Source organism: Actinoplanes solisilvae, assembly GCF_003999975.1.
Lineage (GTDB): Bacteria > Actinomycetota > Actinomycetes > Mycobacteriales > Micromonosporaceae > Actinoplanes > Actinoplanes solisilvae.
This window is the reverse complement of sequence record NZ_RJAC01000008.1, coordinates 293,866-306,921: the sequence shown is the minus strand read 5'-3', so window position 1 is coordinate 306,921 and position 13,056 is coordinate 293,866. Positions and strand designations below refer to the sequence as shown.

Genomic DNA, 13,056 nt, shown 5'->3' with positions numbered 1-13,056 from the left:
TCCGCACCACTCAGGAGTCGCGTTGCTCGTACAGTCCGTTCTAGCTGTGGTTACGGCCGCCGCGGTGGGGGCGATCCCCGCTGCCCCGGCGTCCGCCGACCCGCCGGCCGCCCCAGGCGAGACCCGCACGGTAACTCTCATCACCGGGGACCGCGTGACCCTCTCCGGGGACACGGTCATCCGCGTCGAAGCCCCGGGCGGGCTGCGCGTCAGCACGTTCGAGGGGGACACCTACGCCTATCCGGACGCCGCGATGCCGTACGTGGCCTCGGGTCTTCTCGACGAGGAACTCTTCAACGTCACCCGCCTCGTGGCCGACGGATACGACGACGCGCGTGCCGCCCGGCTGCCGCTGATCGTCGAATACGCCGACGGCATTCGCGCCCTGCCCAAGAGCGCTTCCGCGGTACGCCCGCTGGAGAGCATCGGCGGCGCGGCGATCACGGTGGCCCGTACGCGGGAATTCTTCTCGACGCTGGCGCGCCCAGGAACGTCCATGCCGAGCTTGCCAAAGCTAAGCGCCATCAAGCGGGTCTGGCTCGACGGCAAGGTGCGGGCCACGCTGGCCGACAGCACCGCGCAGATCGGCGCCCCGAAGGTGTGGGCGGGCGGTGACACCGGCGCGGGCGTCGACGTCGCGGTGCTCGACACCGGCGTCGACACGGGCCACCCCGACCTGGCCGGACGCATTGAGGAAGCGACCAGTTTCGTGCCCGGCGAGGAGGTCACCGACCGGCACGGCCACGGTACGCACGTGGCGTCCACGATCGCCGGCACCGGAGCGGCCTCGGGCGGAGCCGAGAAGGGCGTGGCCCCCGGCGCCGAGCTGCACATCGGCAAGGTGCTCAACGACCAGGGCGAGGGCCAGGACTCCTGGATCATCGGCGGCATGGAATGGGCGGCCCGCACCGCCAAGGCCAAGGTGATCAACATGAGCCTGGGCGGCGGTCCGACCGACGGCACCGACCCGCTCAGCGCGGCGGTCGACCGGCTCAGCGCCGAGACCGGGGCGCTCTTCGTCATCGCGGCCGGCAACAGCGGGCCGGACGCCGAAACGGTCGGCGCGCCCGGGGCGGCGACCTCGGCGCTGACCGTCGGCGCGGTCAACCAGTACGACCTGCTCGCGACGTTCTCCAGCCGCGGCGGGCGCTGGGGCGACAACGCCCCCAAGCCTGACCTGAGCGCGCCGGGCGTCGACATCCTGGCGGCGAGGTCGCAGTACGCGCCCAAAGGCGAGGGTGCGTACCAGACCATGAGCGGCACCTCGATGGCCACGCCGCATGTCGCGGGCGCGGCCGCCCTGCTCGCCGCGGCCCACCCGGACTGGACCGGCCCGCGCCTCAAGAACGTCCTGATGAGCACGTCGGTGCAGGTGCCGCGGGTGCCGCCGGAGTGGGCGGGCACCGGGCGCATCGACGTCGACAAGGCCGTGCACGGAACGGTGTTCGCGACCGGCAGCACGTTCGCCTCGCTGCGGTGGCCGTACGCGCCGGGGCAGCAGGCCGAGCAGGTCATCACGTACACGAACCTGGGCGACACGGCCGTGACCCTCGACCTGAACGTCACCAGCAGCGCCTTCACGTTGCCGCAGGAGCAGATCACCGTGCCGGCGCGCGGGACGACGGACGCCAAGGTGGTGCTCCCGCTCGATCCGATGCCCGACGACACGTACGCCATGGCTTATCTGGTGGCCTCGGGGCCGGACGGAGTGGCGCTGCGCTCGACGGTGGCGGTCAACCGTGAGGGCAAACGAGCCCTCGTGAAGGTGAACACCAAGGGACCGGACGGCAAGCCCCTGGAAGGCACGCTGATCCTCAAGGACGTGCTGAACGACACCGCCCCGAAGGCGTACCGGATCGAGGCCTCGGGCACCGCCGAGCTGCGGCTGCCGACGAGCACGTGGGCGGCGTGGCTCTACTCGGACGTACGTGGCGCCGGCGGACCGCACTCGCTGGGGCAGGCCGTGGTGGTCGCGCCCGAGGTGGTCGTGGAAGGGGACCGTTCGCTGACCCTCGACGGCACGAAGCTGACCCAGGCGCGTGTCACGACGCCGCAGCGCAGCACGATGGCCGAGCTGCGCGTCGACCTCTTCCGGTCGTATCCGTCGCGACACCCGTTCGGCGACGCGCTCTTCCTCGGGCCGCAGTACGACAGCATCTGGCTGACCCCGACGGCCAAGGTCAAGCAGGGCTCGTTCACGGTCGGCACGCGCTGGAGCTCGATGCAGGCGCCGCTGACCCTGACCGTCGGCGGTGAACGCTTCGACGACCTGCTGTACCAATCCGGTTCGGGCCGGCTGCCCGAGGGCACCGGCAAGCGCGGCGCGGTGCTCGTGCCGCCGGGTGCTTCGTTCACAGCCGCGCGCGGCAAGGTGGCGGTCGTCCGGTTCGTCGACGTGAACACCGCCCTGGCCCAGGCCGCGGCGGCGGCGAAGGCGGGCGCGACGATGCTGCTGATCGTCAACAGTGGAGCAGGGCGGCTCGACGCCTGGTGGGACGTCAGCGACCCGGCCACCCCGCTTCCGGTGGCGGGCATCGCCCGGGACCCGGGGGAGAGGCTGATCGCCCGGCTGGGCCGCTCGTCGGTCACGGTCGAGTCGCACCCGGTTCCGCGCTTCGTCTACGACCTGAACCGCTGGCACCGCGACGCGATCCCTTCGAATTTGAGCTGGCGTCCCCGCGAACGCGATCTTGCCCGGGTCGAGCAGGAGTTCCGCGCCCTCAAGCCCGGCAGCGGCTACATGGTCCGCGGTGACGTGCCGCCGGACCGTCCCGGCTCGATGTACTTCGGTCCGTCCCTGCCGATCCCGGCCCAGGGTAAGCGCACCGACTGGGTTTCGCCCGGCTCGTGGCGGGAACAAGCCGGCGTCTCCGGCGAGCTGACCATGATCTCGGATGCCCAGGCCTACCCCACCGGGCGTACGTCGAAAGCGACGTGGTTCGCCCCGGTCGGACGTCCACGACAGTTCGCCGCGGGCATGTTCCCGGCCCCGGCCCGCAACGGCTACATCGTCGGCGTGTTCGCCCTGCCCGGCTTCGCCGACAGCGACCCGCACCACCAGGGGACCCTGTCGCGCGGCGTGACCCAGACGACGGCCCTTTACGAGGGCTCCGTCGAGCTGGCCCGGGCCGACGAGGACAAGCTGGAGGCGTGGGTCGGCGAGGAGGCCAAGTCGCTGCGGCTGGTCACCGAGGTGACGAACGACGGCTCGTACACGCCGTACAGCACCCGGACGCGGACCGAGTGGGCCTTCCACTCGCCGAAGCCGAACCTGGACCCGGTCGAGTCGGTGCCCCTGGAACTGACGCAGCTCGACTACCGGGTGGCGACCGACCTGTCGGGTGTGGCGTCGCGCAAGGCCCACCTCGCGGTGACGGCCAGCCGCATGAACGGGAAGCCGCTGGGGGCGGCCCGCGTCGAGGTGTCGTACGACGACGGCCGTTCTTGGCGCGCCCTGCCCAAGAGCGGCGTCCTGGACGCGCCGAGGTCGGCCCGCTTCGTGAGCGTGCGGGCAACAGCGGCCGACCCCGCCCGCCAGGGCTCGGTCACGCAGACGGTGATCCGCGCCTTCGGCGTCCGCTGATCGAAACCCCGGCCCGGCCCTCGCGGCCGGGCCGGGGATCCTTGACGAACCACGTTCGGTCTTATCGATCCATCGGTTCGGCGTCCGCAAGCAGGAGCCGCAGCTGGGGGCTCAAAATGTAACGGGTGTTCTTACTTCGGTTCTTGCCACCGATTACCTCGATCTCGCCGTCACGCTTGAGCCGGCCAAGCCAGTGCTCTGCGGTTTTTTCGGTAGCCCCGATCGTTTGGGCGATTTCTGCCTTGGAGAGATCGCCGAGATGCGCGAGCGCCTCGATTATCTGCAGTCTTCTGTTGGGTCGAGGCCGACGCCGGGCCTCATGCGTGCCGACGAGACGGGCGTATTCGGACAGTGTATAGCGTGCACCGCCGCGGCTCCCCGTTTGGTCGACGAGTTCGCGTGCGACAAGGTCTTGCAGCTCGAAATATGCGACGCGGCTGTCATTCACCCCTGTCGCGGCCCGATACTTGGAATTGTCGAGCACTTCGCCGCGCCTCATCAATGCCAAGGCTATGCATTGCGAGTCTCGAATTCCTCCGCGACCCAGCGCGCTGAGCCACATGACGGTGTCGTCGTCGAGAAGCGCGTGATTCGGCATCAGTACTTCGAATGATGTGACCCGGTCCTTGAACGACGGAGGTCCCATGCCGGCTCGGCGAAGCGAAGATATCATCGCTCGGATGCCGGACCCGCGGTTCTCGCATACGGTTCTGTCTTCCCCTGGAACGGTGACGTCCTCCAGGAGCTTGAGCAGCAGCGAGTTTCGAGCTGACGATCGGCCTTCTTCGCCGAGACGGTTTACGTCCAGCGAACCGAACAGCCCTCCAGAGTTCTGGATCTTGAGGCGATCGGGATAAAGCTCGATCTGAACCTGCGTCCCACGACTGCCGGGAGAAAGATCCCTATGGACGAGGGCGTTGACGATTGCTTCTCGAAGTGCTTCAGGTGGGTATTCCCAGACGTCGCGCCTGCCGTCGCCGGTGATGAGCGACCTGCGTGTCATGTTTCGCTGAATCGCCGCGAGTGCTTCACGCGCCATGTACGGTATCGACCCGTTCAGGCTTACGTTGTCGAGGAACCTGATTCCGGACGGTGAGCTCTCGCCGGTCAACGTTGGATAGTGCACGAAAGTGACGTTCAGCTGAGGGAAAAACTGTTGCGGGAAGTGGCCGAGTGAAAGTAGTCCGGCGACTGACGGTCGATACTCGCCGGTTGAGTCGGGAACAATGACTCGATTCATCCGTAGGATGGTTTCGATGGACTCGTTGGCCCATAGGCGCGGATTCTGTTCGCGAAGGCGGTTTGCATAGCTGCTGACCGCTGATTCATCCAGAGCGGTCAGGTCTGCGCCATCCACAGCCTCCGCATCAAATACGGGCTGCCCTCGCTCGGCGATCAGTTGATGTACTTCCTCGGCCGTAAGACGTCTGTCCGAATCTGCCACTCTGATGAAGGCGCCGCGGCTGAGACCCTTTGTGGTGATGTAGCAGGGCTTCTGTTCACGTGGGAGCTCGAATACCTGCGCTACGACGACTGGAGAGCCGTCGACGTCCCCGATGAAGATGTCCGGTTGAAGCGGGGGTGTCAGGTCGTCACGGCACATGGCGGCAAGATCGGCTTGAAGCTTTCGAGCGTCCAGCCGCCCGACAGGCTGGAAGCCGGGCGTGTCATCCAGGCCGAGAATGAGGGTGCCGCCACCAGGGCTGTTGCAGAAGGCGGCGAGGCTTTCCCTGGCCGAGGCGGGTAGGCCGCCAGATGCCGCCTTGACCTCGACCCTCGTTGCCTCCGAGCCGAACTTACGCAGCTCCGTGATCAAGCCCTCAAGCCACTCAGTTGTCATGCGTCGCTTCTTCCTAAGTCAGGAAGCAAACAGAACCGGTCTTAGGAAGATGATGCCATGTCTGAGGAAGAAGCCTTGATGGGCCCTTGACCAGGTATTTTAGGTTTCCGCGCGTGCCGAGACGGCTGCGCATCTTCCTAAGTTCAAGCTTGTTCTTCCTGACTTAGGAAGACGGTGTTCCTGTCTGGAGAACCGGTGATGCCGGCAGCGAACGACTACTTGTTATAGTAGAATGCGAACATGTTGTTCCGGGTGGATGTGGCGGCGGCCGAGCCGCTCGCTGATCAGATCGCGGCGCAGGTTCGGGGTGGGGTGCTGCGTGGCGAGCTGATGCCGGGGGAGCGGCTGCCGGCCGCCCGCGAGCTGGCCGACGTGCTCGACGTCAATCTGCACACCGTGCTGCGCGCCTACGCCAAGCTGCGCGACGAAGAGCTGATCGAGCTGCGCCGAGGCCGGGGCGCCGTGGTGCGCGGTGACGCTGACGTGGCCCGGCTGCGGCTGCTCGATCTGGCCCGGCAGTTCGTGGGGGAGGCGCGCCGGCAGGGGCTGGGCAACGCCGAGATGCTTGCGATAGTGAGGGAGGCACAACCATGACCCGTTCGAGGATTTGGGCGGCGCTGATCCTGATCTGGCTGCCCCTGGCGGTCACCGCGTTCACGTGGGCGGCCTGGTCCGATCGGCTGCCCGACCGTCTCCCCACTCATTGGAGCGGCACCGGCCCGGCCGACGGGTTCAGCGACGCGACCGGGTTCGCCGTGGCGATCCTGGCGGTCGGTGTCGCCGCCGGGGTGGCCGCCCTGTTCGTCCCACGTACGCGTTACCTGCTCGCCGCGTGCGGCGCGGTCGCCGGCGGCGCGGCGGGGGTCTGGCTGGCCGCGGCCTCCACCGATCCCGTCGACACCCGCCTGGGCTGGCGCTTCCTGTGGCTCGTCGCCGGCATCGGCTGGGCCGCCGTCGTCGCGGTCGTGGCGGGCCCGCAGCCGGGCGGGCACACGCCGCCCCCGGTCACCGTGACCCCGCTCGACCTGTCGCCCACCGAGCGCGCGGCCTGGTCCACCACCCAGCGTGCCCCGCTCCTGCTCACCATCAGCGTGATCGCGGCCCTGGTGATCGCGGTCGTCGCCGCGGCCGGCCCGGTCGAGATCTGGCCCGTGCTCGCCGTGCCCGTGCTCACCGGTCTCGTCTTCGGCCGCGTCCGGGTCACCGTCGACCGCCGGGGCGTACGTCTGGTGGCGGGCCTGCTCGACATCCCGTTCAAGACCGTCCCGCTGAAAGACATCGTTCGGGCCGATGCCACCGAGATCAACCCGCTCGAGTGGGGCGGCTGGGGTTACCGCATCACGCCGGGCCGCTCGGCCCTCGTCCTGCGCAAAGGTCCCGGCCTGGTGCTTTACCTGACCAACGGCCACCTTCTCGCGATCACCATGGACGACCCGCGCACGCCGGCCGCCCTGCTCGGCGCCCTCGTGTCCGGGTAAAGCCGGGCACTTAGCTCAGCCTCCGGCGGTCACGGGCCGATGGGAACCGTGTGGAGAGTGTGCTTCCGTGGCGCCTGACGCGTCCCCTCGCGCTTGCCGTGGGGTTCCAGCTCACCGCCGCGATCTACTTCACCGTCGGCCTGTTCACGACAACCCCTTCCGCGTACGGGTGGCTCCCGCTCTTCGGTTCTGTCCCGGTGGCCACGGTCATCTCGTGGCGCGCCGCCGCCGACGGCCGCACGTATTGGCGGTACGCCTCGGCGGGTATCGCGCTGATCGGCCTGGGCACCGCGCTCAGCGCCTTCGACAACCTCACCGGCCGCCAGGAGAATCAGCACATCGGCGGGGCGACCGCACTGATCCTGGTCGCGGGGCTGCTCGCGTTCCTGGTGGGGCTGCTGCGCATTCCCGGGGCGCGGCGTACGAGCATCGAGTGGACCCGCTTCGGTCTCGACATCGCCACCGTCCTGGTCACGGTGGTCACGTTCAGCTGGCACCTGGCGTACCCCCGCTGGCACCACTGGTCGGTCGGCGGGACCGGCGACTTCGCGGCGGCCGGCATCGTGGTGGCGGCCGGTTTCGTCTGCGTCTTCGCGTTCGTCAAGGTCGCCTTCACCGGCACCGGCCTGATCGACCGGCGGGCCCTGCACCTGCTCGCCGTGACCGGGGCGGTCGGTGCGGGCGGCGGGGCGCTGGCGCCGCTGTTCGCCGACAAGCCCCACCTGAACGTCACCCACGTGCTGCTGCCTACGACCAGCCTGCTGCTCAGCCTCGCCGCCGACCGCCAGTCGCGGGCCACGCTCGCCGGCCGTCCCCAGCCCCGGCCGCTCACGCGCCGGCTCAGCCTCATGCCGTACGGGGCGGTGCTGGCCACGGGCGGCCTGCTGCTGTTCACCGCGGCCGAGCGGGCGCCCGACATGCTGGTCGTCGCGATCGGTTCGGTGACCGTGACCGTGGTGGTCGCCGCTCGTCAGGTCGTGGCGCTGCGCGACAACGCCCGGCTTCTCGACGACCTCGACGCCCGCCAGCGCGAACTGGCCCACCGCGCCGGCCACGACGCGCTCACCGGCCTGGCCAACCGCACGGTGCTGGCCCGCGAGATCGCGGCTGCCCTCGCCGACGACCCGGACGGCGTGACGGTCGCCCTGATCGACCTGGACGACTTCAAGGAGATCAACGACGACCTCGGCCACCCGGTCGGCGACGAGCTGCTGACCGCGGTCGGCGCGTCGATCGCGGCGCGGCTGCCGGCCGGTAACCTCGCGGCCCGGCAGGGAGGCGACGAGTATGCGCTGCTGCTGCGCGGCGAGGTGTGTGCGACCCTGTCCGCGATCGCCGCTGAGCTGCGCAGTCCGGTGCGGGCGGGCGGGCACGAGCTGGTGGTCGAGGCGAGCATCGGGCTGGCTCCGGCTCGGGCCGGCGATACCGCCGAGGAGTTGCTGCGCCGTGCTGACGTGGCGATGTACGAGGCCAAGCGGCAGGGCAAGGGCCGCCAGGTCGTCTACGCCGCGGCGATGGACCAGCGGACCGCCGAGCAGTCCCGGCTCGCCGCCGACCTGCGCGTCGCGCTCGACACCGACCAGCTCACCCTGCACTACCAGCCGATCGTGACCATGCCCGGCGGCGAGCTGCACGGTGTCGAGACCTTGGTGCGCTGGACGCATCCGGCGCGTGGGCCGATCAGCCCGGCCGTGTTCATTCCGGCGGCCGAGCGTACGGGCCTGATCGTGCCGTTGGGCGCCTGGATCCTCGAGGAGGCCTGCCGCCAGGCGGTGCGGTGGCGTGACGAGCTGGGCGACGCCGCCCCGCGGACGGTGACCGTGAACGTGTCGGCCCGCCAGTTGCGTGAGGCGGGCTTCGCGCAGGAGGTCGCGGCCGTGCTCGACCGCACCGGACTGCCGCCCGGGGTGCTTACGGTCGAGGTCACCGAGACGGCGGTCTTCGACGGCGGGGCCGCCCTGACCGAGCTGCGGGCGATCGCCGCGTTGGGCGTACAGATCGCTCTCGACGATTTCGGCACTGGGCACTCGTCGCTGGGTCTGCTGCGTACGTGCCCGGCCGATGTGCTGAAGGTCGACAAGTCGTTCGTGGACGATGTCACCGAGGGCGGACAGCAGGCCGTCGTGGTGGCCGCCCTGATCGGCATCTGCGAGGGGCTGGGCCTGCGCGCGGTGGCCGAGGGCGTCGAGACCGCCGAGCAGGCCGCCGAGCTGGTGCGGCTCGGCTACCGCTACGCCCAGGGCTACCACTATGGCCGGCCGATGCCGGCGAACGAGATCGCCGCCTATCGGCCGGCCCCGTCACTGGCCGGACTTCTTCCGTCAAAATAAAAAGATCTCGATGCCTTGACTAAAAGCGCCAGGGCTTGAGGATTGAGCGATGGGAGCTGTCCGTCGTTTCTTGCTCACTGCCGTCGCCGCGGTGGTGGTCGTCCTTGCCGTGCCGGCCCCGGCGTCGGCCCACGGCACGCTGGCGATGTCCAACCCGAAGAACAACGCCACGGTCACCGCGCCGATGGGCAGCGTGGAGCTCTACTTCACCGAGCAGGTGCCGGACAACGCCTACTTCACGATCACGTCGCCGGCCGGCGCGCGGGTCGACAACGGCTGGGAGCACGGCAGCGCGCGACCGCTCGACACACCCGTCACCGAATACTTCATGGAGAACGGCAAATTCGAGCCGCGGCAGTACACGACCGGTTTCCCGGCGCGCGTGGCCGTCGCCCACTTCCCGGCGACCGGTGAATACAAGATCGACTACCTGTCCCGGGCGTCGGACGGCGACTCGGTGCACGGCACGGTGACCTTCAAATACACCGGACCGACGACGCCCGCGCCATCAGGCTGGACGCCGCCGACCAACCAGGCCGACCCGGCGCTCTCCGGCAAGGCGGTGCCGCCCGCAGCCGCGCCTTCGTCCACGGCCCCGGCCCCGGCGGCGGCCCCGCCCGCCGCTGCTCCCAAGGCAGAGGAAAACAATCTCCCGGCCTGGCTCGGGGGTGCGGCTGCCGTGGCGGTGGCGGTGGCCGGTGTCGCGCTCTGGCGCCGCCGCAACGCCATCCCGGTCGTGCCGATCGCGGTCGGCGGGGTCGTCGTGGCTCTGATCGGCGGTTATGCGCTCGGCCGCACAACAGCCCGCGCACAGACCCCGGCCGCTCCGGCGCCCCCGGCGGCAGCCCCGCAGGCAGTGATGCCCGGCGGCCACCAGCACGGCGGGACGGCCGGCGGCGAAGCCTCGGTCGAAGCGCTGGGGACGACGGTCAGCTCCACCGGCTACGTCCTGCAGCCCGTCCGGCGTACGCAGGCCGCGGGCAGCACGATCGACTACGCCTTCCGTATCGTCGGCGCCGACCGGCAGCCGGCCACCCGTTTCTCCGTGGTGCACGACAAGGCGTTGCACCTGGTCGTCGTGGGCCGCGGCCTGGACGGCTTCCAGCACCTGCACCCGACCATGTCAGCCGACGGCGTGTGGTCGGTGCCGTTGAAGCTCACGAAGCCCGGCACCTACCGCGTCTTCGCCGACTTCACCGTCGAAACCGTCCAGGGAACGTCGATTCCCCTGGTCCTGGGCATCGATCATCTCGTGCCCGGAGCCGCGACCGAGGTGGCTCTGCCCCCGCCCGCGCTCAAGGCACAGGCCGGCCCGTTCACGGCCACGATGGAGGGAACCCCGCAGGCCGGAATGACCGCGCCCGTGCTCTTCCGGGTCGCCCGCAGCGGGGCGCCGGGCCCGGCCACCCTGGAGCGCTACCTGGGCGCCTTCGGCCACCTGGTCGTGCTGCGCGAGGGCGACCTGGGCTACGTGCACGTCCACCCCGAGGCCGAACTGGTCGACGGCGCCATCAAGTTCGCCGTCTCGATCCCGGGCAACGCCCGCTACCGCGCCTACCTGGAGTTCCAGATCGCCGGCCAGGTCCACCGCGCCGAGTACACGTTCGACCTCACGTAAGAGGGCCGTCGCGGGGCCGCCCAGGCCGGGACCGTCGTGGCTTGTCCCGGGTGCGGCTCTACGCGGTGTTCCTGTGGTTGCGGGGCTTTCCAGGCGGGTCGCCGTCGTGGTTCGGCTCTGCGCGGCCCGTTGCGGTCGTGGGGCTGGGGCCCGTCTTCCGTGATTGTTTCGTGTCGCGCGACCAGTGACCGCCGTGACGGGTCGCGCCGGCAACCCGGCGGCCGCCCTGCTACCGGCGCTGCAGGGTGGTTCGCGGGGTCACTCCGAAAGTGCCCCGGTACGACGCGACAAACCGGCTGTTACTAGCAAACCCCCACCGGGCCGCCACCGCGGCCACCGTAGTGTCGGCGGGATCGGCATCAATCAGGTCGGCGTGGGCGTGGGCCAGCCGGGCGCGGCGCAAATGGGCCGTGGGCGAGGTGGCGAGGTGCCGCCGGAAGGCCAGGTGCAAAGCGCGGATGCTCACGCTGGCCGCCGACGCGATGTCGGCGACGCTGATGTCCTCAGCCGCGTGGTCGTCGATGTAGGACATGGCCAGGCGCAGGGTTCGGGGGGTGGCGTCGTGGCGGTCCTCGATGGTCGGGTCGATGAGGGCAGTGTTCGGGAAGGTGACCAGGACCGCCGCGGCGAGCAATCGGGCCGCGCCCGCCAGCAGCAGCGGCGCGCCGGCGGCGGCCGGGTCGGCCACCACCTCGGCGACGTAGGTGCGGACCTGCCAGAAGCGGCGGGCCAGTTCAGGTGAGCCCGGGTCGAGGCCGGTGAAGCGGATCGACGCCGGGCGGCGGCCGGGCGCGGGAGCGGCCAGCAATTCGAGAGACCCGGGGTCGAGGATGCAGCTTTCCACCTGGCCGGCCTGCCATCGGGTGGTGTGCGGCCGGTCGGGGCGGCTGATGATGTAGAGGTCACCCGCGCCGTACCGGGTTTCGGCGCCCTCGGTGGAGCGGTCCACGCGCCCGGTGATGGTGCGGGTGATGATGAGCGCGTGGAGCGGTTCGACCCGGAAGGAGAGGCGGGCCGTCTGGTAGGCGCTCTCCACGGCGAAGAACCCGGCGTCGGAGCGCTGGTGGTGCAGCAATTGCCGCTCGCCTTCGCCGGCGATGCGCATGGAGGTTCCGTACGCGGCGGTGAGGAATTGCTCGATCGCTTCCGCGCCGGCGAGTTCGTGCGAGGTCGTCCGCGGTGTGTTCGCGTCCATCGGCGCCCCTCACGTTCGCAGGGTCCGGCTCGGCGACCGGCCGTAGGTCTTGCGGTAGTCGACGGCGAACCGGCCGAGGTTGCCGAATCCCCACCGCCGGGCGATCTTGCCGACCGTGTCGCCGAGCGTCGCGTCGGCCGCCTGCAGTTCGCGGTGGACGCGTTCCAGCCGCACCCGCCGAAGGTAGCCGCCGGGGGTGGTGTCGCGGTGGTGGGCGAAGCCGGCCTGCAACGCGCGTACGCCCACCCCGGCCGCTGCTGCGATGTCGTCGATCGTGACTGGCTGGTCGGCGTGTGTGTCGATGAAGGCGACCGCCCGCCGGATCGCGGCCGGTTCGACCCGGCCGGGGCCGGAGAGGTAGTCGACGGTCATGGTCGTGTTGGGGAAGACGGCCAGCGCCGTGGCCGCGGCGACCTCGGCGGTGGCCGACCGCACCAGCGGATGGGTGATCATCGGATCGGGTCCGGCGAAGCTGCGGGCCAGGTAGTCCGAGGTGGTGGTCCACTGTCGGCCCAGTGCCGCCGACACCGGAGTCATCGAGTCGAATCGCAGGTCAGCCGGCTTCACCCCGTGACGGGCGGCGACCCGCTCGGCTACCGCGATCGGGAAACGGACCAGCGCGAACTTGATGCGGTCCCAGGACGCGTCGAACGCCACCCCGGGCGGGAACAACAGGGCGTCGCCGGCGGCGAACCTCGCTTCCTCGTGCTGCGTGCGCACCTCGTAGCGGCCCTGGCGGAACAGCAGGATCATGACGTGCGGGAACGGGTCGGCGTTCACCTTGAGGGTGGCGCCGTGCGTCAGCACGTCGACCGCGAGGCCGTCGGCCTGCGCGAACCGGGAGCGGAACCGGAACCCGGGCGGCGGCCGCGGACTGCGCAGCCGATGGTCGGTGTAGGCAGCGCGAAGGAACTCGTACGCCTCGTCGAAGTCGTCGGTCTCGAGTACGGAGCGCTGGACGGTGTTGTGACTTGTTCCCGGGGCCATGACGGCTCACCCCAACCCACAGATG

Annotated in this window: 8 protein-coding genes; 5 read left to right on the top strand and 3 right to left on the bottom strand. The window is 70.1% G+C overall.

Going from position 1 to position 13,056, the window contains the following annotated elements; all coding sequences use genetic code 11:
• Positions 1–22: 22 nt before the first annotated feature.
• Positions 23–3,583, top strand: coding sequence for a S8 family serine peptidase (locus EER30_RS22520; protein ID WP_205650351.1), 3,561 nt, complete (start codon positions 23–25; stop codon positions 3,581–3,583).
• A 61-nt stretch (positions 3,584–3,644) separates the two neighbouring features.
• On the opposite strand, the gene EER30_RS22515 is transcribed toward EER30_RS22520, so the two are convergent.
• On the bottom strand, positions 3,645–5,423 hold the full coding sequence (locus tag EER30_RS22515; protein ID WP_127502473.1) for an ATP-binding protein: 1,779 nt from the start codon (positions 5,421–5,423) through the stop codon (positions 3,645–3,647).
• Positions 5,424–5,663: 240 nt separating this feature from the next.
• On the opposite strand from EER30_RS22515, the gene EER30_RS22510 reads away from it, so the two are divergent.
• The 4 genes from EER30_RS22510 to EER30_RS22495 are packed head-to-tail and all read left to right on the top strand — an operon-like array spanning position 5,664 to position 10,849.
• Positions 5,664–6,017: a GntR family transcriptional regulator gene (locus EER30_RS22510; RefSeq protein ID WP_127502472.1), complete on the top strand. Its 354-nt coding sequence runs from the start codon at positions 5,664–5,666 to the stop codon at positions 6,015–6,017.
• The gene (locus EER30_RS22505) at positions 6,014–6,901 is read left to right on the top strand and encodes a DUF1648 domain-containing protein (RefSeq protein ID WP_127502471.1); all 888 of its coding nucleotides are present in this window, start codon (positions 6,014–6,016) and stop codon (positions 6,899–6,901) included. Before EER30_RS22510 ends, EER30_RS22505 begins: the two co-directional genes overlap by 4 nt.
• Before the next feature lie 50 nt (positions 6,902–6,951).
• Entirely contained in the window at positions 6,952–9,231 is a 2,280-nt protein-coding gene (locus tag EER30_RS22500) for a putative bifunctional diguanylate cyclase/phosphodiesterase (protein WP_127502470.1), read from the top strand.
• A gap of 49 nt (positions 9,232–9,280) precedes the next feature.
• Positions 9,281–10,849 (top strand): copper resistance CopC family protein, encoded by a 1,569-nt coding sequence (locus tag EER30_RS22495; RefSeq protein ID WP_127502469.1) that lies wholly within the window; start codon positions 9,281–9,283, stop codon positions 10,847–10,849.
• Positions 10,850–11,078: 229 nt separating this feature from the next.
• On the opposite strand, the gene EER30_RS22490 is transcribed toward EER30_RS22495, so the two are convergent.
• Both EER30_RS22490 and EER30_RS47990 read right to left on the bottom strand, forming a co-directional pair.
• Positions 11,079–12,044 (bottom strand): helix-turn-helix transcriptional regulator, encoded by a 966-nt coding sequence (locus EER30_RS22490; RefSeq protein WP_127502468.1) that lies wholly within the window; start codon positions 12,042–12,044, stop codon positions 11,079–11,081.
• 9 nt (positions 12,045–12,053) lie between these two features.
• Positions 12,054–13,031: an AraC family transcriptional regulator gene (locus EER30_RS47990; RefSeq protein WP_127502467.1), complete on the bottom strand. Its 978-nt coding sequence runs from the start codon at positions 13,029–13,031 to the stop codon at positions 12,054–12,056.
• Positions 13,032–13,056 lie beyond the last annotated feature (25 nt).

Coding starts and splice junctions, on each gene's coding strand:
- EER30_RS22515 (WP_127502473.1), bottom strand. CDS start 5,423: ATGACAACTGAGTGGCTTGAGGGCTTGATCACGGAGCTGCGTAAGTTC.
- EER30_RS22510 (WP_127502472.1), top strand. CDS start 5,664: ATGTTGTTCCGGGTGGATGTGGCGGCGGCCGAGCCGCTCGCTGATCAG.
- EER30_RS22505 (WP_127502471.1), top strand. CDS start 6,014: ATGACCCGTTCGAGGATTTGGGCGGCGCTGATCCTGATCTGGCTGCCC.
- EER30_RS22495 (WP_127502469.1), top strand. CDS start 9,281: ATGGGAGCTGTCCGTCGTTTCTTGCTCACTGCCGTCGCCGCGGTGGTG.
- EER30_RS22490 (WP_127502468.1), bottom strand. CDS start 12,044: ATGGACGCGAACACACCGCGGACGACCTCGCACGAACTCGCCGGCGCG.
- EER30_RS47990 (WP_127502467.1), bottom strand. CDS start 13,031: ATGGCCCCGGGAACAAGTCACAACACCGTCCAGCGCTCCGTACTCGAG.